Here is a 24686-nt window from a genome sequence, read left to right as displayed (position 1 = left end):
GCCACCCGATAGATTCGGCAGGTCGGCGGCAGACCATCGGCCCCGGCGGCAGCGGCACCGGGCCGGGGACACGGAGGCGGGGGCGATGGCGACCGTCCGGGAGACCACCTACGACCTGCTCCGGGCCCTCGACCTGACCACGGTCTTCGGCAACCCCGGCTCGACCGAGGAGCCCTTCCTCCAGGACTTCCCGGCCGACTTCCACTACGTGCACGCCCTGCACGAGGCGTCGGCGGTGGCGATGGCCGACGGGTACGCCCAGGCCACCGGCCGACCGGCGCACGTCAACCTGCACACCGCCCCGGGCACCGGCAACGCCATGGGCAATCTCGTCACCGCGTGGCACAACCGGACCCCGCTGATCGTCACCGCCGGGCAGCAGAGCCGGGAGATGCTGCTGCTGGAGCCCCGGCTGGCCAGCCGACGCCCCACCGAACTGCCCCAGCCGTACGTGAAGTGGAGCCACGAGCCGACGCGGGCGCAGGACGTACCGGCGGCGTTCATGCGGGCGTACGCCACGGCGGCCCAACCCCCGGCCGGCCCGGTCTACCTCTCCCTGCCGCTGGACGACTGGCAGCAGCCGGCGGACCCGCCGCCGCCGGTGCGCACGGTGGCCACCCGGTTCGCCCCCGACCCGCGTCGGCTGCGGGAGTTCGCCGCGTTGCTGGCGGCCAGCCGCAACCCGGTGTTGGTGTTCGGTGCGGCGGTGGACCGGGCCGCCGGCTGGCCGGTGGCGGTGGCGGTGGCGGAGCGGCTCGCCGCGCCGGTCTGGTCCGCGCCGGCACCGGAGCGGGCCGCCTTTCCGGAGCACCACCCGCACTACCGGGGGGTGCTGCCGTACGCGATCGCCCCGCTGGCCGAGAAACTCACCGGGCACGACGTGGTGCTGGTGGTCGGTGCGCCGGTGTTCCGCTACTACCCGCACCTGCCCGGTGACCACCTGCCGCCCGGGGCGCGGCTGCTGCACGTCACCGACGACGCGGACGAGGCGGCCCGCGCCCCCGTCGGCGACAGCCTGCTCGGTGACGCCGGGCTGACCCTGGCCGCGCTGCTGGACCTGCTGCCGGCGGCCGACCGTCCCCCACCCGAGCCCCGCCCCGCCCCGTCACCACCACAACCCGGTGACCCGCCCGACGCGGACGCGCTCTTCGCCGCCCTGGCCGCCTGCTGGCCCACGGACGGGGTACTGGTGCAGGAGTCACCGTCCAACCTGGCGGCGCTGCGACGCCGGCTCCCGGTGACCCGCCCGGCGTCGTACTTCACCATGGCCAGCGGCGGGCTCGGCTACGGGCTGCCGGCCGCCGTCGGCATCGCCCTCGCCGAACGGGACACCGGGCGGGGCCGGCCGGTGGTCGCGGTGATCGGGGACGGCTCCTTCCACTACTCGGTGCAGGCACTGTGGACCGCCGCGCGACTACGGCTGCCGGTGGTCGTGCTGGTCCCGGTGAACCAGCAGTACGCGATCCTCAAGGCGTTCGCCGAGTTGAAGTCCACTCCCGGCGTGCCCGGGCTGGACCTGCCGGGCCTGGACCTCACCGCCATCGCCCGCGGTTACGGCTGCGCCACCCGCGTCATCGACGCCCTGCCCGACCTCGCGCCCGCCCTGACCGAAGCCCTCCACGCCGACACCCCCACCCTCCTGTCCACCCCGATCGACCCCACCCCTCCCAAACTCCTCTGACCCCCCGCCCGCCCACCTTCCCACCCACCCACACCCCGCCCCCACCCGCACCCCGCCCCCACCCGCGTTGATCAAGAGGTTTGCGTCATTTCTAGAGATCAACTTGACCCAAACCTCTTGATCAACCCAGCTGGGTGGGGGTGGACGGGGCGGGGAGGGGAGAGGAGAGGGTGGGTTAGGGGGTGAGGGTGAGGAGGCGGCCGGTTGCCACGTCGAGGACCGGGCGGGTGCCGAGGGGGGCCGTCAAGGTCACGGTGACCGGTTTGAGCACCGCGAGGTCGACGCACTCCCCGGTGCCCTGGACCACTCCGCCGCCGACCACCACCACGTCGTCGCTCTCCCACACCAGCGCGGTGGGCCCGGTGTCGCAGGCGCCCATGCTCACCGTGTACGTCAACCGGGCGTGATCGACGCGTTGGAGTCGATCGGCGCCGGCCACGCCGCCCGGAAGGGGCCGGGTCGGGGCAGCCGGCTCGGTCACGGCGCCGACCGCCCGGGCCGCTACCGCGAGGCGGGCCACCGGGGCGGTCAACTCGGCCACGGTGAACAACCAGGCTGGCACGGCGGCGACGCCCCGACTGGTGCGTACCTCGGCCTCGCCGAGCGTCACGCCGGTGACGGTGAGCGGGATGCAGGCTGTGGCCGCCTGCGTGGAGACCGAATCGTCCGGCCTGGTGCCGGCCGTCGGGGCGGCGGCCCGGGGCACCCGGGGCCGCCCGTCGCACGGTGGCGGGTCCCCCTGGTCCAGTTGCCGGTACGCCTCGGCCGCGCTGATCAGCGGGACGGTCAGTGCGCCGTCCGGGAAGCGGATCGCCGCGTCGGCGGGCACCTCGGTCGGCATCGGGATCTGGTCGCGGTACCAACCGGAACGGAAGGCCATCTCGGTGTCGGCGGTGAAGCCGGGTTGACCGGTGAGCACCGTGGCGTCCTGCAACGGCAGGTATCCACTCGACCAGTCGGACCCGGGCCGCCACGCCCCCGCGACCTCGGCGGCCCGCTCGTCGAACGCCTCCCGGTGCCGCCCCGGATCACCCCCGACCGCCCCACCGGCCCCACCCGGCACCGACCCCACCGGCACCGACCCTACCGGCGCACACCCGCCCGCCACCGCCACCACGAGCCCCCACCCCACCACAACAAGTCGCCGCATACCACCTGTGACGCTCCTCCCCCTCCCCCGGTTCCCACCCTCCCCCCTCCCCCCCTCCCTCCGCCCTCTCCCCCACCCCGCCCTGCCCCCCGTTGATCAAGAGGTTCAGGTCAAGTTGATCTCCAAAAATGACGCAAACTTCTTGATCAACGCGACCGGGACGCGCGGGGGAGAGCGCGGGACGCGCGGGGAGCGCGGGAGGGGGGAGGGGGAGGGCCGGGTGGGAAGGGAGATGCGCCCCGGTCCTGGGGACCGGGGCGCATCGTGTGGTGGAGGTGCCGGGAATCGAACCCGGGTCCTTCGCCGGTTTGTCAGGGCTTCTCCGAGCGCAGCTCGCTATGCCTCTACTCGGCCCCACCGCTCACGCGAGCAAGTTGGTGTGACGGGCCCAGTCGCTGATTGATCTCGCCGCACGGACCCCGCGACCGGGTCCGGTTGGCCAGCCTCCTAACTGATGCCGGCTAACTGGGACGAAGGCGTTCCCAGGCCGACAGACTCACTACTCGCCTCAGGCGGCGAGAGCGAAGTCAGCGCGATTTTGCTTGGCGCTTATAAGTTTCCGACGACCGATTCTCGAGACGACGTCGGCTTCCTCGGCTCGCTTCCCCTGTCGCTGCGTACGAAGTCGAAACCAGTCACCCCCTCGACGGGCCACCGATGTGGCGGCACTGTCCAGACTAACGCCTACCGCAACGGGTTTCATCCCGAGGCCCGGCCCAGCGTGCCGAGCCGGGCAAACAGGATGAATCAGTCGTCCATTCCCTTGCCGCGCCGGCCCGACACCCGGGCGATCTCCCGGTCGGCGTCCCGCTTGGCGAGGTCCTGCCGCTTGTCGTACGACTTCTTGCCCTTGGCAAGGGCGATCTCGACCTTGGCCCAGCCGTCGGAGAAGTAGACCTGCAACGGGACCATGGTCAGGCCACCCTCACGGGTCTTGCCGATCAACTTGTCGATCTCCAACCGCTTGAGCAGCAGCTTGCGGGTACGCCGGGGCTCGTGGTTGGTCCAGGTGCCCTGGGTGTACTCCGGGATGTGCATGCCGTGCAGGAACAGCTCGCCGTCGCGTTCCTGGGCGAAGGCGTCGACCAGCGAGGCCCGCCCGGCGCGCAGCGACTTGACCTCGGTGCCGGTCAGCGCCATGCCCGCCTCGTACGTGTCGAGGATGGCGTAGTCGTGGCGGGCCTTCTTGTTGGAGGCGACCACCTTGCGGCCCTTTTCCCGTGGCATCCGGCGCACCCCCTTCCGTGTGCGCTCACCGACCGGCCGGTCGGTGAGCGGGGATCATGCTACCCGAATGACAAGGGCCCTCCCGCGCCGTTTCTTCCCGGCGCGGGAGGGCCCGCACGTCGACCCCTGCCGCGATTAGACCCGCAGGTAGAAGCGGAGCGTGACCCAGGCGGTGGCGGCGCTGATCAGGCCACCGACGCCGGCCATCAGCGGGAACATCAGGAAGATGTCCGACCACTGGATCGGCGAGAGCAGCCCCTCGAGCGCCTTCAACGAACCGCTGAACAGCAGCTGTTTGGCGCCGATCAGCGCGATCAGGCCCAGCAGCGAGCCGATCAGGCCGGCGACCACCGCCTCCAGCACGAACGGCGCCTGGATGAACCAGTTCGACGCACCGACCAGCTTCATGACCGCGACCTCACGCCGCTTGCTGTACGCGGCCACCTGGATGGTGTTCGCCACCAGCAGCAACGCGGCGATGGCCATCACCACTGCGGCGGCCAGCGCGATGTTCTGGATGGCGGTGAGCACGTTGAAGATCTTGTCCAGCAGCCGGCTCTGGTCGACGATCACGTCGACACCCTCGGTGCCCTGGTACTGGTCGTAGATGTTCTTGTACTGCTCCGGGTTGACCAGCTTCAGCCGGAACGACTCGGGGAGCAGGTCGGGCTTCACGACGTTCACCAGGTCGGGCGCGTCCTGGTACATCTCCTTGAACGTCTTGTACGCCTCGTCCTTGTTGACGTAGAGGACCTCCTTGACCAGGGGGTCGCCCTTCAACTTGGCGTCGAGGTCGGTGCGCTGCTGCTCGGTGACGTCGGTCTTCAGGAAGATCGAGACTTCGACGTTCTTGTAGTAGAGGTCCTTCATGTCGCCGACCTGTTTGTACATCAGGCCGCTGGCGCCGAGCATGGTCAGCGAGACCGCCATCGTGATGATCATCGCGATCGTCATCGTGACGTTGCGCCACAGTCCGACCAGTACCTCGGACAGGACGTACTTTATCCGCATCGGGTGTTCCTCCGGCTCTCCGGCGTGAGGTGTTCGTCGTCAGGTCGTACGGCAGGGGTGGAGCGCCGGCTCACCCGTAGACGCCGCGGGCCTGGTCGCGCACGATGCGGCCACTCTCGATCTCGACGACGCGACGGCGCATCTGGTTCACGATGTTGGAGTCGTGCGTGACCATCACGACGGTCGTGCCGGTGCGGTTGATCCGGTCCAGCAAACGCATGATCTCGATCGAGGTGTCCGGGTCCAGGTTTCCGGTCGGCTCGTCCGCCAGCAGGATCAGCGGACGGTTCACGAACGCCCTGGCGACCGCGACCCGCTGCTGCTCACCGCCGGAGAGTTCGTGCGGGTACCGGTGCTCCTTGCCACCGAGCCCGACCAACTCCAGCACCTCGGGCACGACCCGGCGGGCCACCGCCTTGGTCTTGCCGATCACCTCCAGGGCGAACGCCACGTTCTCGTAGGCGGTGCGGTTCGGCAGCAGCCGGAAGTCCTGGAAGACGCAGCCGATGGAGCGCCGGAAGTGGGGTCGCTTCCAGGACCGCATCGAGGTGACGTCCTTGCCGTTGACGACGACCCGGCCCTTGTTGGGGGCGACCTCGTGCAGCAGCATCTTGATGATCGTGGACTTGCCGGAGCCTGATGGCCCGATGAAGAAGACGAACTCGCCCTTCTCGATCGAGACGGACACGTTGTCGAGCGAAGGCCGGGACGCCTTCGGGTACGTCTTCGTCACTTGCTCAAGCTGAATCACGGGTCGTGAGTCTACGCGGTGTAACCGCAGAGCCAAGTGGCACGCCCCGCCGAAGCGGGGCGCGTCATCGATTCGCCCGGTCAACCCGGAATCGACGACGCGCCCCGTTCACGATCGATCACGCAGCGTCGTTGGCGAGCTGCTGCTGCTTGCGCCAGCGGATACCCGCCTCGAGGAAGCTGTCCAACTCCCCGTCGAAGACCGACGACGGATTGCCGGTCTCCTGCTCGGTTCGGAGATCCTTCACCATCTGATAGGGGTGCAGCACGTACGAGCGCATCTGGTCGCCCCAGGAGCTGGTGCTGCCGGACTTCAGGCCGGCCAGCTTCGCCTCCTCCTCCTGCCGCTTGCGCTCCAGCAGCCGGGACTGGAGCACCCGCATCGCGGAGGCCTTGTTCTGCAGCTGGGACTTCTCGTTCTGGCAGGTCACCACGATGCCGGTGGGGATGTGGGTCAACCGCACCGCCGAGTCGGTGGTGTTGACGCTCTGCCCACCCGGCCCGGACGACCGGTAGACGTCCACCCGGATCTCGTTCTCCGGGATGTCGATGTGGTCGGTCTGCTCGGTGACCGGCAGCACCTCGACCCCGGCGAAGCTGGTCTGCCGGCGGCCCTGGTTGTCGAACGGGCTGATCCGGACCAGCCGGTGGGTGCCCGACTCGACGCTGAGCGTGCCGTAGGCGTACGGCACCTTGACGGTGAACGTGGCGGACTTCAGGCCGGCCTCTTCCGCGTACGAGGTCTCGTAGACTTCCGTCGGGTAGCCGTGCCGCTCCGCCCACCGCAGGTACATCCGCAGCAGCATCTCGGCGAAGTCGGCCGCGTCCACCCCACCGGCGCCCGCCCGGATGGCGACCAGCGCCTCCCGGGAGTCGTACTCGCCGGAGAGCAGGGTGCGGACCTCCATCTCCTGGATGGCCTTGGTCAGCGTGGCGATCTCCGACTCGACCTCGCCCAGCACCCCGGAGTCGGCCTCGTCCTCGGCCAACTCCAGTAGCACCCGCGCGTCGTCGAGGCCGGACCGCAGGCTGCCCAGCTTGCTGATCTCGCCGTTGACGTACGACAACTGCGAGGTCACCTGCTGCGCCTTGGCCTGGTCGTCCCAGAGATCCGGCGCGGACGCCTGCTCCTCCAGCCGGGCCTTCTCCTCCCGCAGGCGGTCGAGGTCGAGCACCGCCTCGATGTTGCGCAGGGTCGCGTCGAGTTCCTTGAGCTGTTCGGCGTAATCGGCAGCGGTCACGACAGACAAGGGTACTGTGCGTGCGGCGGTCCGCTCACGTCACACCACCTACCAGGGCCGATGATCAGCCGACCGGGGCGGTCTTGAGCCAGGACAGCGCCGCCTTGTGGTAGGCGACGGCGAACTCCAGCGCACTGGCGTCGTACTCGTCGCCCTCCTTCTTGGCGGTCTTGACCTGCTCCCGGACGTACGCGAGGGCCTCGGTGTGGTATTCGTTGGCCGAGGTGTAGAGGTTCTTGAGCTGGCTGGCCGAGTGCAGGTTGCCGAACGCGATCCGCAGGGCGATCGGGTTGCGGATGGTGTCCCGACCGGGATTCTCCGCCAGCCATCGGGAGAAGGTCCGCTTCCCCGCCGCCGTGATCGCGTAGGGTTGACTCATCCGCGGCCCGGGCTTGCCCAGCCGCACGAAACCACGCTCCGCCAGGACCGGCAACTCACGGTAGACCTGACTGCGTGTCATCGACCAGTACGGCGCCAGTCGGCGCTCAGCGGCGGCCATCAGCTGGCCGCCTGTCATCGGGCCCTCATGCAACAACCCCAGCAGGGCCGCCGCAGTGGGGTTGACTCCGGAATCCGCCATGCCCTCTAAGCTGCCACTTTGCCGTCCCGGCGTCCAGGATTTCCGGATTTGCCACCCGGGAGGATTTCCAATGTGCACTGTCGGCCGACGACAGTGCTCCCAGGACCGCCCCCGACCGCCCACTGGCCCGCACCATCGGCGGTGACCTGGGGCGCACCGACCGTGGTGGCCGGCGCGGTGGCCGTCCCGCGCCGCCCGCGCCCGGGACGACCCCGACCGGCGGCGGCCGGATCACCCGCCACCGCCGGTCGTCGCCGGTTCACCCCATGTGCGGGTACGTGTGGTCGGTCGGCGCCACGAACGTCTCCTTGATCGTCCGGGGCGACATCCAGCGCACCAGGTTGTGCCACGACCCGGCCTTGTCGTTGGTGCCGCTGGCCCGGGCTCCGCCGAAGGGCTGCTGCCCGACCACCGCCCCGGTCGGCTTGTCGTTGATGTAGAAGTTGCCGGCCGCGTACCGCATCTTCTCGGCCACCGCGTCGACCACCCGGCGGTCGGTGGCGAAGATCGACCCGGTCAGGGCGTACGGGGCGATGGACTCGGCCTGGGTGACCACGTCGTCGAAGTTGGCGTCGTCGAAGACGTGCACGCCGAGGATCGGCCCGAAGTATTCGGTGGTGAACGTCTCGTGGGCCAGGTCGGTGCACTCGAACAGCGTCGGGCGGACGAACCACCCGACCGAGTCGTCGGCGGTGCCCCCGGCCAGCACCCGGCAGCTGTCGTCCCCGGCGATCAGGTCCAGCGCGGCGGTGTGCCTGGCGAACGCGCGGGCGTCGATCACCGCGCCGCCGAAGTTGGCGAAGTCGGTCACGTCGCCGTAGGTCAACGCGTCGGCGGTGGCGGCCAGCCGGTCCCGCAGCCCACCGGACCACAGCGACCGGGGGACGTACGCCCGCGAGGCGGCCGAGCACTTCTGGCCCTGGTATTCGTAGGCGCCCCGGATCAGCGCGGTGTGCAGGGCGTCGACGTCGGCGCTGGGGTGCGCGACGACGAAGTCCTTGCCGCCGGTCTCGCCGACCAGCCGGGGGTAGCCCCGGTAGGCGGCGATGTTCTCGCCGACCGTGCGCCACAGCTGCTGGAAGACCCTGGTGGAGCCGGTGAAGTGGATGCCGGCCAGGTCCGGGTCGGCGAGCACCACGTCGGAGACCTCCTCGCCCCGCCCGGTGACCATGTTGATCACGCCGGGGGGCAGGCCGGCCGCCTCGAACAGCCGCATGGTGAAGTGCGCCGCGAACTGCTGGGTGGGGCCCGGCTTCCAGACCACGGTGTTGCCGAGCAGGGCCGGCGCGGACGGCAGGTTGCCGGCGATCGCGGTGAAGTTGAACGGGGTCACCGCGTAGACGAAGCCCTCCAGCGGGCGGTGGTCGAACCGGTTCCACACCCCCGGCGACGAGTTCGGCTGGGCCGCCAGCAACTCCCGGGCGAAGTGCACGTTGAACCGGAGGAAGTCGATGAACTCGCAGGCCGCATCGATCTCCGCCTGCACCGCGGTCTTGGACTGGCCGAGCATGGTGGCCGCGTTGAGGGTGTCCCGCCACGGGCCGGCCAGCAGCTCGGCGGCGCGCAGGAAGACCGCGGCCCGCTCCTCGAACGGCAACGCCCGCCACATCGGCGCGGCGTCCTTGGCGGCCCGTACGGCGGCGCGGGCGTCGTCGTGGGTGGCGTGACCGGTGACCCCGAGCACGTGCGCGTGCCGGTGCGGCTGCACCACGTCGATCGGGTCGCCACCGGCCATCCGCTGCTCACCGGCGATGGTCATCGGCAGGTCGATCCGCTCGGCGGCCAGCTCGGTCAGCCGCCGTTGCAGCCGCTCCCGGTCGGCGCTGCCCGGCTCGTAGGTGCGTACCGGCTCGTTGTGCGGCTCGGGTACGGAGAACACGGCGTCCATCACAGCTCCTGGGCGATCTCGACAGCGGCGGCGAAATCGGCCCCGCGGGCACCGACCGGACGGCCGGACACCGGACACCGCGCGGCGTGCCTGGCGCGGTGGCGGGACCTCCGGGGATTCTCCCACGCCGACCCCGACGGAACCACGCCCCGCCCGCCCCGCACCGATGATCGCGAGGCCACGACACCTTCAGGGCGACGATTCGTATCAAACAGCCCCCGTCGATCAGCAGAAAGACAGGGCGGTCCGACGGCGGCGGCACCGGGAGGGCAGCCGCCGTCGGACCGACGCGGGCCCGGCCGGGCGGACCGGCGCGGGCCGGCGGCGCTACGGGCAGACCGCAGCCGCACCGCCCATGCCACCCGCCCCCTCCCGCTGCCCGGCCGGGCGTGGGGACGGTCCGCGCCCAGCCAGGGACCGCACCGTCAGCCCGCGTACGCTGGTTCGAGCGATCAGAGGCCCTCCCGGTGCCGGGGTGGCGCGGTGTCGAAGGGGAGACGATGAGCAAGCAGCCCGGCAGCTCCACGGCGGCGTCCACACGGACGGTCGACACCGGGCAGGGCGGCGGGGAGACCCACACCGCACCGGCGGGGTACGCCCCGGGCACGCCCCTGCTGGCGGTGCTCGCGCTCGGATGGCTGGCCGCGATGCTGTGGTCCACCCGGGAAGCGATCCACTCGGCGGCGGTCGGCCTCACCGCGATCACCCTCTCCGCCTTCGCCCTACCCGGGGTGATCTCCGCCGCGCTGGTCGCCGGGACGGCCGTCGCGCTGGCCGCGAGCGAACTGGCCGCCCGCCGGCTCGGCGACCGCGCCGCACTGCGCTTCGCGGCGGCGCTCGGGGCCGGCATGCTGGTCGGGCTGGGCACCGCCCTGGCCGTCAACCTGACCTACGCCGACAACGCCACCACCAACACCATCGCCGGCACCAGCGCGGCGGCGGCCATCATCGGCGGGGCGATCGCCGGGGCGCGTACCCCGGCACCGGTCGGCGCGGTGGTCGCCGCCGCCCTCGGCACCCTGCTCTTCGTCGTGCTGTTCAGCCAGGCCCGCGACCCGCTGTTCGACCTGTTCGGTGCGGACGACTCGCAGGCGTCCCTGGTCGGCGCCGCGAAGTGGGTCTCCCGCACCGAGTCGCTGCTCGGCGGACTGTTGGCCGGGCTGCTCGCCTTCGGCTACCTCAGCTGGGCCCGCCGCCGGGCCGTCCGCCGCGCCCCCGACGCCCCTGCTCCACGCTGGCCCGCCTACCTGCTCGCCGGAGCCGGTCCGGGTCTGCTCCTGCTGCTCACCGAGGTGATCATCCGGATCGGCGGCCGGACCCTGCTGGATCTGGCCGGCGCGCTCAGCGAGGCGGACGCGGTGGCCCAGACCAGCATGGGCACCTCCCGGATCGACAACGGCATCTGGGTGCTCTTCGTGGGCGCGTTGACCTCGGTGGTTCTCTTCGGCCGCACCCTCGGCCCGACCCACCGCGACGACGACCCCGAGACCGTCGAGGACTGACCCGGGTCAGGAGGCGGTACGCAGCAGCAACTCCCACTCGGAGGGGGCGTACCACTCCAACTCGTGGTCCTCGGCCCCGTCGACGGTGAACTGGGCGTCCGGGTCGCCGGCGAGCGCTTCGTGCACCACGTCGACGGCGGCGGTGACGTCCTCGACCGCTTCGTCCCCGTCCACGTGCAGCGCGGCCACGGCCGACGCCGGCACCGGTCCGTCCAGCTCCACCACGCTGGAGCCCAGCTCGCCGTCACCCCGGCCGACGGCGGCACCGGGCAGGTCGACCGAGACCACCACCCGCCGTCGGGGTGCGGCCGGGTCCTCCCGCAACAGTTGCAGGGCGTCCTGGGCGGCCCGGGTGAAGGCGACGTACTCCAACTCCTCCTCGTCGCCCTCGGCGTACCACTCGCGCAGGGTGGGGGTGACCGCGTGCCCGTCGCTGACCGGCAGTCCCCGCTCGCGCAGCAGGGCCAGCATCGGCACGGTCGCCGGCACGTACACCCGGACCAGCTCGTCGCCCGCCATCGTCTCCCCCGCTCGTTGCCGTGCCGGCTGTTTCGCCGCGTCCCCCGGGACCGTGGCCGCACCGCCCGCCCGAACGCCGATCATGCCGTACGGGCGGTACGGGCGCGGACCCGACGGCCGAGACCGTCATACACCGCACACCGCTGCGGTGGAAGACGCCGCACCGGGCGGACGGTCCGGTGCTGGGCGGGGAAGGCTGTCGGTGGCAAACTGATCCGAACGACGTCAAGCCGAGGGGTTTCCGTGGAGCCGAGGTTTCTCCTGCTCTCCGACGTGGCCGCCGAGCTGAACGTCTCAGATTCGCAGGTCTATCACATGGTACGCAGCGGCGAACTGCCCGCCATCAAGATCGGCGGGCGGGGTCAGTGGCGGGTGGAGCGCGCCCGGCTGGAGGAATACATCCAGCTCAAGTACGCCGAGACCGCCGAGTGGGTACGCGGCAACCCGCTCACCGACCGCGACCCGGAGTGATCGCCCCGTCCCCCTGAGCCATTGACCCTGGGCGTTGCCGTGGTCGACAATCGACGCCGTCGGAAGCAAACGAAGGCAAACGCAGGGATTGAGGGTGCAGCGATGGCCGACTCCCGCCGTCCGGGGCCGACCCGACCACCGATCCGGTTGCGCCCCGCCCCCATCGCCGACCCGCCCTACGTCGACGAGGTGCCGGATCTGTGGCCCCGACCGCCCGGCCAACTCGCCCTCGACCTGTTCGGCACCGGGCAGCCGCCCGTCGGTCGCCCGGCCGGCCGACGGCCCGACCCCCGACCCCACCCCGGGCATCCGGCCACCCCGGCACTGCCCCCGCCCGCCACCGCCACCCCCGAGGCGACCCGTGCGGCCCACCGGTTCGTCGGCACCTGCCTGGAAATCCTCAACGGTTACCGGCCGCCCGGCCAGATCCGGGCACTGGTCGAGCCGGGGCACACCGCCGAGGTGAGCGAACAACTCGCCCGCGCCTCATCGCGTACCCCGCCGGTGCGTCGGCGCTCCACCCGTCCCGCCGTCCACTTGCGCCGGCTGCGGGTGTTCGAGCCGCACGCGGCAGCTGTCGAGGTGGCTGTGGTGGTCGCCGCAGGTGGTCGGACCTGGGCGATGGCGCTCCGCCTGGAACACCGCCGAGGCAGCTGGCTCTGCACCACCCTCCAGGTCATCTGACCCCCCACCCACCCACCCACCCCAGACCCCCACCCCCCTCCCCCACCCCCGCGCCCCCCCGCAGCCAGCCCGCCGTGTTGATCAAGAGGTTCAGGTCATTCCTAGAGATCCAACTGACGTATTCCTCTTGATCAGCGCGGAAAGCGGAACCCGGAGGGCTGATCCGGGTGAGGGGCGGGGCTGGGTGGGGGTGAAGTCGGGCAAGGGGTTCTGCGGTCTGGATAACAGGACCGCCGGGAACGGCAGGACCGCCCGGAACGGCAGGACCGCCCGGGAACGGCAGGACGCCCGCCTGCTCTGGTGAGTAGGCGGGCGTCCTGGCGGTTCGGATCAGGCGCCGCCGTTGGGCGCACCGTGGCAGCGCTTGTACTTGCGACCGGAGCCGCACGGGCAGGGCGCGTTGCGGGACGGACCACCCTCGGCCGACCGGTCGACCGGACCGGTGTTACGCCGGGCGGTGCTGGCTGCGGCAGCCTGACCGCTCGCCCCGGCGGCAGCCGGACGACGGGGCGTACCGGCGGCGGGTCGGGCCTGCGACGGAGCCTGCGGCTGCCCACCGCCGATGCCGAGTGCCGGCGCCGACGGCGCGGGCTCGGGCCGCTCCACGGCCACCGCGCCCGCGCCGGCCTCACCGTCGATGGTGGGGGCGGAGTATTGCAGGCCCTGCTGCTGGGGCGCGCGGTTGAGGCCCTTGGCCCGGATCTCGACCGGCTTGTCCAGCAGCTGCACCTCCTCGGCCTCCGGCTCCGGCTCCTGGACCTGCACCTCCAGGTTGTAGAGGAAGCCGACCGTCTCCTCCTTGATGCCTTCCATCATGGTGGCGAACATGTCGAAGCCCTCGCGCTGGTACTCGATGACCGGGTCGCGCTGGGCGTACGCCCGGAGGCTGATGCCCTCCTGGAGGTAGTCCATCTCGTAGAGGTGCTCGCGCCACTTGCGGTCGATGACCTGGAGCAGCACCATCCGCTCGAGCTGGCGGGTGGCCTCCTCGCCGAGGCTCTCCTCACGCCGGTCGTACGCGGCGTTCGCGTCCTCCTTGAGCCGGGCCAGCAGGAAGTCCTGGTCCAGGCCGGAGCGGGAACCGACCTCCTCCTCCAGCTCGTCGACGGTGACGCCCACCGGGTAGAGCTGCTTGAGGCTCGCCCAGAGCTGGTCGAGGTCCCAATCCTCGGCGTAGCCGTCGCTGGTGGCCCCCACCACGTACGCGCCGATGGTGTCGTCGATCATGTTGCGGACCTGGTCGGAGAGGTCCTCACCGTTGAGCACGCGCAGCCGCTCGGCGTAGATCACCTGGCGCTGCTTGTTGAGCACCTCGTCGTACTTCAGGACGTTCTTGCGGATCTCGGCGTTCTGGCCCTCGATCTGGGCCTGGGCGTTCTTGATCTGCCGGGTGACCATCTTCGACTCGATGGGCACGTCCTCCGGGATGTTGAACCGCTCCATCACCGCCTCGACGGCACCGGCCCGGAACCGCTTCATCAGCTCGTCCTGGAGCGACAGGTAGAACCGGGACTCGCCCGGGTCACCCTGCCGGCCGGCCCGACCGCGCAGCTGGTTGTCGATCCGGCGGGACTCGTGCCGCTCGGTGCCGAGCACGTAGAGGCCACCGGCGGCGGCCACCTCCTCGGCCTCGGTCTCGCACGCCTGCTTCCAGGTGGGCAGGGCCTCCTCCATCGCCTTGGCGTACTCGTCCTCCTGCTCGACCGGGTCGAGGCCGCGCTGGCGCAGCTCGCTGGCGGCGAGGAACTCGGCGTTACCGCCGAGCAGGATGTCGGTGCCCCGGCCGGCCATGTTGGTGGCGACGGTGACCGCGCCCTTACGCCCGGCCTGAGCGACGATCTCGGCCTCGCGGGCGTGGAACTTCGCGTTCAGCACCGAGTGCGGGATGCCCCGGCGGCGCAGTAGCGTGGAGAGGATCTCGGAGTTTTCCACCGAGACGGTGCCGACCAGCACCGGCTGGCCGGCCTGGTGCCGCTCGGCGATGTCCTCGATGACCGCGTTGAACTTGGCCTTCTCGGTCTTGTAGATGACGTCGGCCTTGTCCATCCGGACCATCGGCCGGTGGGTGGGGATGGTCACCACGCCGACCTTGTAGACCTTGTTGAACTCGCCCGCCTCGGTCTGGGCGGTACCGGTCATGCCGGAGAGCTTCTCGTAGAGGCGGAAGTAGTTCTGGAGGGTGATGGTGGCCAGGGTCTGGTTCTCCTGCTTGATCTCCACCCCCTCCTTGGCCTCGATCGCCTGGTGCATGCCCTCGTTGTAGCGGCGGCCGTGCAGGATGCGCCCGGTGAACTCGTCGACGATCAGGACCTCGCCGTCGCTGACGATGTAGTCCTTGTCGCGCTTGTAGAGCTCCTTGGCCTTGATCGCGTTGTTGAGGTAGCCGACCAGCGGAGTGTTGACCGACTCGTAGAGGTTGTCGATGCCGAGCCGGTCCTCGACCTTGGCCACGCCGCGCTCGGTGACCGCGATGGTGCGCTTGGCGTAGTCGACCTCGTAGTCGCCCTCGCCGTCCTTGCCGGACTGGAGGCGGGCCACCACACCGGCGAACTCGCCGTACCAGCGGGCGGAGTGCTCGGCCGGACCGGAGATGATCAGCGGGGTCCGGGCCTCGTCGATCAGGATCGAGTCGACCTCGTCGACCACGGCGAAGTTGTGCCCGCGCTGGACCAGCTCATCGTGGGACCAGGCCATGTTGTCGCGCAGGTAGTCGAAGCCGAACTCGTTGTTGGTCCCGTAGGTGATGTCGCACTCGTAGGCGGCCTTGTGCTCGGCGGCCGGCCGGTTGGGCAGCACCACGCCGACGGTCAGGCCGAGGAACTCGTGCACCTGACCCATCCAGGCGGCGTCGCGCTGGGCCAGGTAGTCGTTGACGGTGACCACGTGCACACCCTTGCCGGAGAGCGCGTTGAGGTAGACCGCCATGACCGAGGTCAGCGTCTTGCCCTCACCGGTCTTCATCTCGGCGATGTTGCCGAAGTGCAGTGCCGCGCCACCCATCACCTGGACGTCGTACGGCCGCTGGCCGAGCACCCGGGCAGCCGCCTCGCGCACCGTGGCGAACGCCTCGGGCAACAGGTCGTCGAGGGTCTCACCATCGGCGAGCCGCTCCCGGTACTGGTCGGTCAGTGATCTCAGCTCGTCGTCGGTGAGGTTGACGTAGTCGTCCTCGATCGAGTTGACGGCGGCGGCGATGGCCTTCAGCCGGCGCACCATACGGCCCTCGCCCGCGCGGAGGACCCTTTCCAGAATCGACACGGATCAACGCTCCCCTAGACAGTCTCGAACCATCGTAGGCGCTCCGTCGGCGCGATGGTCACTGGTGGCGGCGGTCCGACCCGACCAAACCGACATAATGCTCGGCTCGACCCGCCGCCCGGCGGTTATCCGGTTACGCCCACCGCGAACGATCCGGCACGATGACCCGCATGGAGCCTGTGGAGATCATCGAGGACGGCCTGCTGCTGCGTCCGTGGCTCGCCTCGGACGCGGAAGACGTGCACCGGGCTTGCCAGGACCCGGACATCCAGCGCTGGACCACCGTACCGCGTCCGTACCGGCCTGAACACGCCCACGGCTTCGTCACCGAGCTGAGCCCCCGCGCCTGGGCCGAGGGCAGCGGGGCACCGCTCGCGGTCTGCGACGCCGCCACCGGCGAGCTGCTCGGCTCCTGCGGCCTGGTCGCGATCGACCGGGAGGTCGAGACCGGTGAGATCGGCTACTGGACCGCCCCCTGGGCCCGGGGCCGGGGGGTCACCGTGCGGGCCACCCGGGCGGTCGCCCGCTGGGCCTTCGACGCTCTGGCGCTGCGTCGGCTGATCTGGCAGGCCGAGGTCGGCAACCACTTCTCCCGGCTGGTCGCGTTGCGGGCCGGCTTCCAGGTCTCCGGTGAGCTGCGGCTCGCCCGACCCGCCGGGGACGGCCGGGTCGAGGGCTGGATCGGCTCGCTGCTGCCCGGGGAGGTGCCCGCCGCCGGTGCGCCCGGACCGGCCGGACCGGGCACCCTGGAAGCCCGGCGGGCCGCCGTGTTCGGTCGGCCGCAGCCCGTCCTGTTCGCCACCGCCGGGGACACCGAGCTGCGGTTGCGACCGATGGAGGAACGCGACCTGGACGGGGTCGTCGCCACCTGCCGGGACCCGGACACCGTCCGGTGGACCAGCGTGCCGCACCCCTACCAGCACACCGACGCCGAGGGCTACCTGACCTACGGCGGGCTGGCCTGGGCGCGGGGCAGCAGCGCGTGTTTCGTCCTGGCCGACCCGGACGACGCCTTCGCCGGCACCGTCGACCTGCGGTTGAACCCCGTCGACCCGCTGCGGGCCGAGGTCGGCTTCATGACCGCGCCGCACGCCCGGGGCCGGGGCTGGATGCCGGCCGCGCTGGGCGCGCTCGCCGCCTGGGGCATCACCGGCCTCGACCTGGTCCGGATCGAGTGGAAGGCCCACGTCGGCAACACCGCCTCCCGGCGGGCCGCCGAGAAGGCCGGCTTCACCGTCGAGGGCACCCTGCGGGGCGGGGTGCCGCAGCGGGGGGACCGGGTCGACGCCTGGGTCGGCGCGCTGCTCGCCGAGGACCTGACGTGACCCCGCAGACCAACGACGACGGCGGCCTGACGTGAACCCACGGACCATCGAGCCTGGCGAGGACCTGACGTGACCCCGGAGGTCATCGAGGCCGGACCGGTGCGGCTGCGGCCGTTCCGGCCGGACGACGCCGAGGACCTCGCAGCCGGCCGCGACGATCCGGTGAACCTGCGGTTCAACCCGGTGGGGATGCCGCATCCCTACACGGTCGCCGACGCGCACTGGTGGATCTCCGAGGGCGCCCCGGCGGCGTGGCGCAGCGGCGGCGCGGCGTACGCGATCGTCGATGCCGGGACCGACCGGCTGGTCGGCGGGGCCGGGCTCAGCCAGGTGGCGCCGGGCCGGGGGCAGGCTGAGCTGGGCTACTGGGTGGCACCGCGGGCCCGGCGGCGCGGGATCGCCACCGCCACCACCCGGGCCCTGGCGACGGCCGCGTTCCAGGCCGGCCTGGCCCGGCTGGAGCTGCTGATCAGGGCCGAGAACCCGGCCAGCCAGCGGGTCGCGCTGGCCGCCGGCTTCCACCCCGAGGGGGTACGCCGGGCTGCCGGCCCGGGCCGTGACGGCGACCGGTACGACCTGCTCGCCTGGGTACGCCTCGCCGGCGACCCGCCCGGCCCGGTCCCGCGCCTGCTGCCGGACCTGCCTGACGGCCGGCTCACCGACGCGGTGGTGACCCTGCGCCGGCTCGCCCCTGCCGACGCCGAGGTGCTGCACCGGTTGCACACCCGCCCCGAGGTGGTGGCGACCCGGGTCCGTCCGGTCCCACCGACCCGGGCGGACATCGACCGGCGCTGCGCCGTCGCCGAGAGCGACTGGCTGACCGGCCGGGCGGCCGACTTCGCGCTGTGCGACGCGGTGACCGGCACGATGGTCGGCGGTTGCGCTCTGATCCACGACGAGCCGGCCACCGGCCAGGCGATGATCGGCTACAGCCTGCTGCCCGAGGCGCGCGGCCGGGGCCTGGCCACCCGTGCGGTCCGGCTGGTGGCCGACTGGGCGTTCGGCCCGGTGGGTCTGGCCCGCCTCTGGGCCGGCACCGCTCCGTGGAACACCGCCTCCCAGCGCGTCCTGACCCGGGCCGGCTTCCACCGGGAGGGCCTCATGCGTGCCCGCCTCCCCGCCCCGACCCCCGAAACCCCCCGCCCCGACACCCTCCTCTGGTCCCACCTCCCCACCGACCCCCCTCCCTCCCCACCGACCCCACCCCCACCTCCCGGGTGATCAAGAGGTTTACGTCAATTCGATCTTCGTAGCTGACGCAAACCTCTTGATCACCGCGAGCGGGGGCGGGGGCGGGGGCGGCCGGGGGGTGGGGGGTGGGTTAGGTGTCTAGGGAGATGATGCCGTAGTCGTAGGCGTGGCGGCGGTAGACGACGCTGGGGCGGCCGGACTCCTTGTCGTGGAACAGGTAGAAGTCATGGCCGACGAGCTCCATCTGGAACAGGGCGTCGTCGACCGTCATCGGGTCGGCGGGGTGCACCTTGGCCCGGGCGATGTGCCAGGGCTGGTCGTCGTGCTCCTCCGGGCGCTCCTCGACGGCGGTCGCGGTGGCGGTGCCGCCGGCGGGGGCGGCGACGTCGTCCAGGCCGGCCACCGGCAGACCGGCGGTGGCGGCGGCGACGGAGATCGGCGCATGCCGGCCCCGGTGTACGCGGCGGCGGTCGGCCGCCCGGCGCAGTCGGGTGTCCAGCTTGGCGATGGCCGCGTCCAGCGCGCTGTAGAAGTCGTTCGTGCAGGCCTCTGCCCTGATCACCGGCCCACGGGAGACACAGGTGATCTCCACTCGCTGGCAGGTGTCGGACTGCCGGGGATTGCGTTCGTGGAACAGCTCCACATCGACCCGGATGAGCTTGTGATCGTAGCGTTCGATTTTCGCGAGTTTCTCGGCTACGTGTACCCGGTAATGGTCCGGCACTTCGACGTTTCGACCCTTGACCACGATGTCCACGTGACCTCCCTTTTCCGGATGGTCGGCTGATCTTCGAATCCGGTCGAGCAACCTCGGGAGGGCCCCTGGGAGCGTCGACCGGTCAGGTACGGCTACGCCTCCTTCCACCGTCGGGGACGGGTGGGGAACCCTTCCTACCCCGACACGAAAACGCTAACTCCTGTTCGGCCGACAGTCACCCCCGGTTGTGGGAAACCCTCAGAGAATTAACAGCAACCAACACCATGGGGTGAAACGGAAACACGTTGCGTCACCAATGCCGCCGCTTTTGCGTTGCACCCAACACGGCCGCGCCATATGGCGTCATTCCCGCCGCACGCAAGGTCCGACTCAGCGCCGCCAGGGTGGCCCCCGTGGTGAGGATGTCGTCCAGCACCACCACCGTCCGGCCACCCGCACCACGCCCGGCCCACCCCGGCCGCAGCCGGAACGCCGACGCCGCCGCCTCGGCCCGCCCCGCCTGGTCCAGCTCCACCGAATCCGGCCGGGGCAGGGCCCGCACCGGCACCGCCGTCCGCACGTCCCAGCCGGCCCCCGCAACCGGACCGCCGCGTGCCGGACCAACCGGGTCAGGTGGTCGCCGTAGCGGGCCCGGCCGCCGCCGCCCGGTCCGGCACCGGCACCAGCAGCACCGGCCGGGCCGGACCCACCGCCGCCGCCACCACCTCCGCCAGCAACCCGCCCAGCGGCCGGGCCAACCCGTGCCGACCCCGCTCCTTGTACGACAGCAGCACCTCCCGCAGCGGGCCCGCGTACGGGCCGAGGGCGTGGCAGGGCGGCAGGTCCGGCGGAGGCGGGGTGGGACGGGCCGGCACCGGCCGCAGCGCGGCGAGCTGGCGTACGCAGCGCGGGCAGCAGCCCTGCCGCAAGGTCTCGTCCCGCCGACCGCAGCCGGCACAACCGGTCGGGAAGACCAGATCGGTCAGGTCCGCCCAGAGTCCGCCGATGTCCCGCACGAGAGGCTCAGAACAGGAAGAACGGCGCGGTCGGACTGCCCGCCCGGCCACCGGCGGGCGGGGACGGCACGTCCAGCACCTGCTCGCCCCGGATCGTCTCCGCCGACGGTGAACGGTAGCGGTAGGCGACCCCGTTGGCCTCGTACATCATCATGAGGGTGGGCAGCACGTAGGTCGGGTTGCCCGGGTACACCGCGAGGTGGGTCACCCGGGCACCGACGTCGGTGACCAGCCCGGCCTGCAACACCCCGTCCACGCCCACCTCGTAGACCGCCGAACGGTTGGTGGAGCCGGCCACGGCCAGGGTGTTCTCCTGCGCCCAGTCCACCGCCGACAGGTCGGTGAGTGTGGTGGCGACCTGTCGTACCGGGCCGAGGGAGACCACTCCGCCGTCGAGACTCGCCGTGCTGAGGTAGAGCCGCCCACCGACGATCAGTGCGATCCGGTGCCCGTCCAGGGCGGCGGCCACCGCGCTGACCTGACCCGTCGCGCCCACCGGCACCTGGACCATCCGGGCCCGGTCGTCGAACCGGTAGAGCCGCCCGTCGGCCACCACCAGCCCGTACGGCTGGGCCCCGCCGAGCGGGCGCAACCAGACCGGCCGGCCGAGCGCGGTGAAGGTCTGCGTCCCCGGGGTCATCACCTGCACCGGCGCGGCACCGGAACCGGCGACCAGGCGGTGCCGGCCGCCCGGGGCGGTGGTCACCAGGGCGGCGAGGGTCTTGTCCTCGACGGCCCGCCGCAGGGCCGCCGAGACGATGGTGTGGTTGTCCTCCACGCGGATCGGCACGGGGCCGATGGGCTCGGCCTCGAAGACGAGCGGATGGATCGCCCCGTCATAGACGGTGAACCGCTGCGGCGCCTCGGTGAGCGGATAGACCGGGTTGGCGAGCCGGTGGGCGGCCAGGTCGTCGATGGTCACCCGGGACTGGTTGCGGGTGGTGAGCTGGAGCGGGCCGTCCAGGTCGGACAGCGACCAGGACAGCTGGATGCCGAGTTTCTCCAGTTTGCGACGGTCGTCCCCGGGCAGGTCGAGGTTGACCTCCCACCGGCCGTCGGTCTTGACCGCGTTGTTGATCAGGGCGGTCCGGTCCGGCAGGCCGCTCGCCCCCTGGCGGAGCCAGTCCGACGGGCCGGCGATCAGCCACTTGACCGCCTCGCTGACCAGCCGCTCGTTGGGCACGGCGAGGGGCAGGTAACGCTGGTCGGCGACCAGCCGGGTGGCGTCGGAGTTCCAGAAGTAGACCGTACGGATCTGGTAGTACAGCCGCAGGCTCAACGTGTCCAGCAGCAGCACGCTCGGCGGATCGGTGACGTAGTAGCCGCCGTCCTGCGTGCTCTCCTGGCCCGGCTCGGCGGAGCCGCGCAGCGAGAACTGGTATTCGGTGTCCGTCACCACCGGCGGGCCGAGCACCCCGTTGGCCCGCAGCAGCCCCACCTGCTGCACCGGCACCCGGACGGTGAGCAGACCGTTGACGTTCTCGGTGATCACCGGCTTCTCGGTCAGCCGGACCACGTTGATCGCGACCTCACTGCCCTGTTTCTCCGCGAGCCGGTTGCGGTCCTCGCGGGCGATGAACTGCTTGACCCGGGCGTACGCCCGCTCGGGCTCACCGGCCGCGGCGGCCAGGAAGTTGCGGACGAAGGTCTCCCGGTCGGCGCCGCTGGACGTGCGGGTGGGGGGTTCGCCCCGGCCGGAGCTGGACGCGCCCGCCGAGACGGCCGGCCCGGACCCGTCCACCTGCACGTCGGTGCGGTCGGGGATGCCGCAGCCGGTGGCGAGCGCCAGCAGTACGACGCAGAGCAGCCCGGCCAGCGCCCGGCGCCCCACGGCCGGGCCCGCGCCCGTGCGACGACTCACGACCGGACCTCCGCCCGCTCGTCGGGCACGGCGGCCGGACCGGGGCCGATGGCCAGGACACCACCGTCGGCGGGCCCGATCGCCAACAGGTCGCCGTCTCGCGGGCCACCGAAGGGCAGGGTGGCGTCCGCCGGCACCAGCCGCAGCGGTGAGGTGGTGAGCCGGTCGCCGGAGCGGACCGGCAGGGTGAGTCGGAACTGGGCGCCCTGCCCCGGCGCCCCCCACGCCTCCAGCCAGCCGCCGTGCAGCCGGGCGTCCTCCAGGCTGATCGACAACCCCAGCCCGGTCCCGCCGGTCTGCCGGGCCCGGGACGGGTCGGCCCGCCAGAACCGGTTGAAGACCAGCTTCTCCTCGCCCGGCTTGAGCCCGACGCCGTGGTCGCGGACGGTGACCGCGACGGCGGTCTGGTCGACGCCCAGGGTGATCACCACCGGTTTGGCCTCGCCGTGCTCCACGGCGTTGCCGACCAGGTTGCGCAGCACCCGCTCGACCCGACGCGGGTCCACCTCGGCGATCACCGGGCTGGTCGGCACCGCCAGCTCGATGGTGACGCCGACCCGTTCGGCCAGTCCGGCGAGGCGGTCGGCGACCCGGTGCACCACCGGCACCAGGTCGGTCGGCTCGGAGTCGAGCATGGCGAAGCCGGCGTCGAAGCGGCTGATCTCCAGCAGGTCGGTGAGCAACTCCTCGAACCGGTCCAGCTCCGCCTGGAGCAGCTCGGCGCTGCGGGCCACCGCCGGGTCGAACTCGTCGCGCTCGGCGAAGATCAGGTCGGCGGCCATCCGGACGGTGGTCAGCGGGGTCCGCAGCTCGTGCGAGACGTCGGAGGTGAACCGGCGCTGGAGGCGGGACATCTCCTCCAGGCGGAGGATCTGCCGTTGCAGGTTGGTGGCCATCTGGTTGAACGAGGCGGCGAGCAGGGCGAGGTCGTCCTCGCCGTTGACCACCATCCGCTGGTCGAGCAGGCCCGCGGAGAGCCGCTGGGCGGTGCGCGCGGCGACCCGGACCGGGGTCACCACCAACCGGGTGACCAGGGCGGCGAGCAGGCCGAGCAGCAGCACCAGGGCCACCCCGGTGGCCAGGACGGTGGCCCGGGCGTCGGCGGCGGTGGCGTCCTGCCGGTTGAGCGGGACGAGGTAGTAGAGCTCCAGCTGGCCGAAGCGGGTGGGCACCGGGGAGCCGTAGACCAGGTATTTCGTCCGCTCCCCGGTGAGCTGGCCGGTGCGGATCTGGTGGGCCACCTTACCGTCGGCGACGGCGGCCCGTAGCTCCCGGCTGACCAGCGGCCGGACGTCCATCGCCGGGGAGGTGCGGGTCTCGATGATGCCGGCGTAGTTGTCCGCGGTGATCGCCACCACCACCCCGCTGGTCTGCTGCGGGTCGCCCCCGGCCAGATAGTTGACCGTGCCCTCGACGGTGTCCTGGAGCTGCGCCTCCTGGGGCTGGCTGTAGAGGTTGAACTGCTTGGCCGAGTAGTCACTGCCGTTGCGCAGCCGCAGCAGCACGTCGGTCTCGGCGTTCTCGAGCAGGATGCTGGTGATCTTGTCGGCGATCAGGTAGGCGAAGCCGCCGACCAGCAGGCTGGACACCACCAGCGTGATGGTCACCACCCGGACCTGCAACGACCGCCGCCAGGTCTGCCGCAGGCCGGCGGTCACCCGCAGGCAACGGCCCAGCAGGGCACGCCACACCGCCCGCGCGGCGGGACGCCAGCCGGCGGTGTGCTCGGGGGTGGGGTCGGGGGCACTGGTCACGGTGTAGACCAGGCTATCCGGTACCCGCCTTGTATCCCACGCCCCGCACGGTCAGGATGATTTCCGGCCGCTCCGGGTCCGGCTCGATCTTGGCGCGCAACCGCTGCACGTGCACGTTGACCAGCCGGGTGTCCGCCGCGTGCCGGTAACCCCAGACCTGCTCCAGCAGGACCTCCCGGGTGAAGACCTGACGCGGCTTGCGGGCCAGCGCGACCAGCAGGTCGAACTCCAGCGGCGTCAGCTTCACCTCGTCGCCGTCCCGGCTGACGGTGTGCGCCGGCACGTCGATGGTGATCTGGTTACCGGGCGGGCCGATGGTCAGCATCTCCGGGGCGACGTCCTCGCCCCGCCGCAGCCGGGCCCGCATCCGGGCCACCAGCTCCTTCGGCTTGAACGGCTTGACCACGTAGTCGTCGGCACCCGACTCCAGGCCGAGCACCACGTCGACGGTGTCGCTCTTGGCGGTCAGCATGACGATCGGCACACCCGACTCGCCACGGATCGCCCGCGCCACGTCGATACCACTCATCCCGGGCAACATCAGGTCGAGCAGCACGATGTCGGGTCGACTGTCCCGGAACGCAGCCAACGCCCGTTCCCCGTCGGCGACGAAGGAAGGCAGGAAACCCTCACTGCGCAGGACGATGCCGAGCATCTCGGCGAGCGCGGGGTCGTCGTCGACCACCAGCACCCGGGCTCTCATGGGGTTTATGTTTCCATCCCCGTTCAGTCGGTGGGATCGCGTCTGGATGGCACGGTACTGCCGGGAGAGGTGCCACCGCACGCCCCACGCGCGATATCTCCCCCGATGGCCGTATCGGTGGCCCGCACGGCGGATCCACCCGGCCGGTCGGACCGTGTCACCATGATCCCCGGGCAG

Annotated in this window: 19 protein-coding genes, 1 other RNA gene and 1 pseudogene; 6 read left to right on the top strand and 15 right to left on the bottom strand. The window is 71.5% G+C overall.

Annotated features, from left to right (window positions below; translation table 11 throughout):
* The first annotated feature begins 85 nt into the window (after positions 1 to 85).
* The gene (gene mdlC / locus ACQP2H_RS05380; protein WP_357534830.1) at positions 86 to 1681 is read left to right on the top strand and encodes a benzoylformate decarboxylase; all 1596 of its coding nucleotides are present in this window, start codon (positions 86 to 88) and stop codon (positions 1679 to 1681) included.
* A gap of 175 nt (positions 1682 to 1856) precedes the next feature.
* Here the strand turns inward: mdlC and ACQP2H_RS05375 are convergent, their stop codons facing one another.
* The 8 genes from ACQP2H_RS05375 to pruA form a co-directional block, all read right to left on the bottom strand.
* Positions 1857 to 2831 carry a hypothetical protein gene (locus ACQP2H_RS05375; RefSeq protein ID WP_433231375.1) on the bottom strand — a complete coding sequence of 325 codons (975 nt, stop codon included), beginning with the start codon at positions 2829 to 2831 and terminating at the stop codon, positions 1857 to 1859.
* A gap of 267 nt (positions 2832 to 3098) precedes the next feature.
* Positions 3099 to 3474, bottom strand: a transfer-messenger RNA (tmRNA) gene (ssrA, locus tag ACQP2H_RS05370).
* A 104-nt stretch (positions 3475 to 3578) separates the two neighbouring features.
* Positions 3579 to 4058 (bottom strand): SsrA-binding protein SmpB, encoded by a 480-nt coding sequence (gene smpB, locus ACQP2H_RS05365; RefSeq protein ID WP_208570348.1) that lies wholly within the window; start codon positions 4056 to 4058, stop codon positions 3579 to 3581.
* A gap of 135 nt (positions 4059 to 4193) precedes the next feature.
* Positions 4194 to 5069 (bottom strand): permease-like cell division protein FtsX, encoded by an 876-nt coding sequence (gene ftsX / locus ACQP2H_RS05360; RefSeq protein ID WP_208570347.1) that lies wholly within the window; start codon positions 5067 to 5069, stop codon positions 4194 to 4196.
* Positions 5070 to 5139: 70 nt separating this feature from the next.
* Positions 5140 to 5820, bottom strand: a complete 681-nt coding sequence (gene ftsE, locus ACQP2H_RS05355; protein WP_030331491.1) for a cell division ATP-binding protein FtsE — start codon at positions 5818 to 5820, stop codon at positions 5140 to 5142.
* Between the two features lie 118 nt (positions 5821 to 5938).
* Positions 5939 to 7060 (bottom strand): peptide chain release factor 2, encoded by a 1122-nt coding sequence (gene prfB, locus ACQP2H_RS05350; protein ID WP_204927319.1) that lies wholly within the window; start codon positions 7058 to 7060, stop codon positions 5939 to 5941.
* Between the two features lie 64 nt (positions 7061 to 7124).
* Positions 7125 to 7640, bottom strand: a complete 516-nt coding sequence (locus ACQP2H_RS05345) for a PadR family transcriptional regulator (protein WP_145918036.1) — start codon at positions 7638 to 7640, stop codon at positions 7125 to 7127.
* 259 nt (positions 7641 to 7899) lie between these two features.
* Positions 7900 to 9528: an L-glutamate gamma-semialdehyde dehydrogenase gene (pruA, locus tag ACQP2H_RS05340; RefSeq protein WP_219467470.1), complete on the bottom strand. Its 1629-nt coding sequence runs from the start codon at positions 9526 to 9528 to the stop codon at positions 7900 to 7902.
* Positions 9529 to 10028: 500 nt separating this feature from the next.
* On the opposite strand from pruA, the gene ACQP2H_RS05335 reads away from it, so the two are divergent.
* A complete protein-coding gene (locus tag ACQP2H_RS05335) occupies positions 10029 to 11030 on the top strand; it encodes a hypothetical protein (protein ID WP_219467468.1) in 1002 nt (333 codons plus the stop codon).
* 6 nt (positions 11031 to 11036) lie between these two features.
* Here the strand turns inward: ACQP2H_RS05335 and ACQP2H_RS05330 are convergent, their stop codons facing one another.
* Complete coding sequence (locus ACQP2H_RS05330; protein ID WP_208570343.1) at positions 11037 to 11549, bottom strand: DUF6912 family protein; 513 nt, start codon at positions 11547 to 11549, stop codon at positions 11037 to 11039.
* Positions 11550 to 11792: 243 nt separating this feature from the next.
* Between ACQP2H_RS05330 and ACQP2H_RS05325 the strand changes: the two genes are divergently transcribed.
* A complete protein-coding gene (locus ACQP2H_RS05325) occupies positions 11793 to 12020 on the top strand; it encodes a helix-turn-helix domain-containing protein (RefSeq protein ID WP_067306191.1) in 228 nt (75 codons plus the stop codon).
* Between the two features lie 102 nt (positions 12021 to 12122).
* Entirely contained in the window at positions 12123 to 12704 is a 582-nt protein-coding gene (locus ACQP2H_RS05320; RefSeq protein WP_219467466.1) for an Rv3235 family protein, read from the top strand.
* A gap of 330 nt (positions 12705 to 13034) precedes the next feature.
* On the opposite strand, the gene secA is transcribed toward ACQP2H_RS05320, so the two are convergent.
* Positions 13035 to 15962, bottom strand: coding sequence for a preprotein translocase subunit SecA (gene secA / locus ACQP2H_RS05315; protein ID WP_219467464.1), 2928 nt, complete (start codon positions 15960 to 15962; stop codon positions 13035 to 13037).
* A gap of 170 nt (positions 15963 to 16132) precedes the next feature.
* Here secA and ACQP2H_RS05310 point away from each other — a divergent pair, with 170 nt between their 5' ends.
* The gene (locus ACQP2H_RS05310; RefSeq protein ID WP_219467461.1) at positions 16133 to 17287 is read left to right on the top strand and encodes a GNAT family N-acetyltransferase; all 1155 of its coding nucleotides are present in this window, start codon (positions 16133 to 16135) and stop codon (positions 17285 to 17287) included.
* 69 nt (positions 17288 to 17356) lie between these two features.
* Positions 17357 to 18508 carry a GNAT family N-acetyltransferase gene (locus tag ACQP2H_RS05305; protein WP_219467422.1) on the top strand — a complete coding sequence of 384 codons (1152 nt, stop codon included), beginning with the start codon at positions 17357 to 17359 and terminating at the stop codon, positions 18506 to 18508.
* 100 nt (positions 18509 to 18608) lie between these two features.
* On the opposite strand, the gene hpf is transcribed toward ACQP2H_RS05305, so the two are convergent.
* The 5 genes and pseudogenes from hpf to mtrA form a co-directional block, all read right to left on the bottom strand.
* Complete coding sequence (gene hpf / locus ACQP2H_RS05300; RefSeq protein ID WP_208570338.1) at positions 18609 to 19235, bottom strand: ribosome hibernation-promoting factor, HPF/YfiA family; 627 nt, start codon at positions 19233 to 19235, stop codon at positions 18609 to 18611.
* Positions 19236 to 19485: 250 nt separating this feature from the next.
* A pseudogene (locus ACQP2H_RS05295) lies at positions 19486 to 20191 on the bottom strand (ComF family protein).
* A gap of 7 nt (positions 20192 to 20198) precedes the next feature.
* Entirely contained in the window at positions 20199 to 22022 is a 1824-nt protein-coding gene (locus ACQP2H_RS05290) for an LpqB family beta-propeller domain-containing protein (protein WP_219470699.1), read from the bottom strand.
* A gap of 26 nt (positions 22023 to 22048) precedes the next feature.
* Positions 22049 to 23806, bottom strand: a complete 1758-nt coding sequence (gene mtrB, locus ACQP2H_RS05285) for an MtrAB system histidine kinase MtrB (RefSeq protein WP_219467419.1) — start codon at positions 23804 to 23806, stop codon at positions 22049 to 22051.
* 13 nt (positions 23807 to 23819) lie between these two features.
* The gene (gene mtrA, locus ACQP2H_RS05280) at positions 23820 to 24509 is read right to left on the bottom strand and encodes an MtrAB system response regulator MtrA (RefSeq protein WP_208570335.1); all 690 of its coding nucleotides are present in this window, start codon (positions 24507 to 24509) and stop codon (positions 23820 to 23822) included.
* Positions 24510 to 24686: the final 177 nt, after the last annotated feature.

This window comes from Micromonospora sp. CA-248260, assembly GCF_050942205.1.
Lineage (GTDB): Bacteria > Actinomycetota > Actinomycetes > Mycobacteriales > Micromonosporaceae > Micromonospora > Micromonospora antibiotica.
This window is presented reverse-complemented; position numbering and strand designations above follow the sequence as displayed.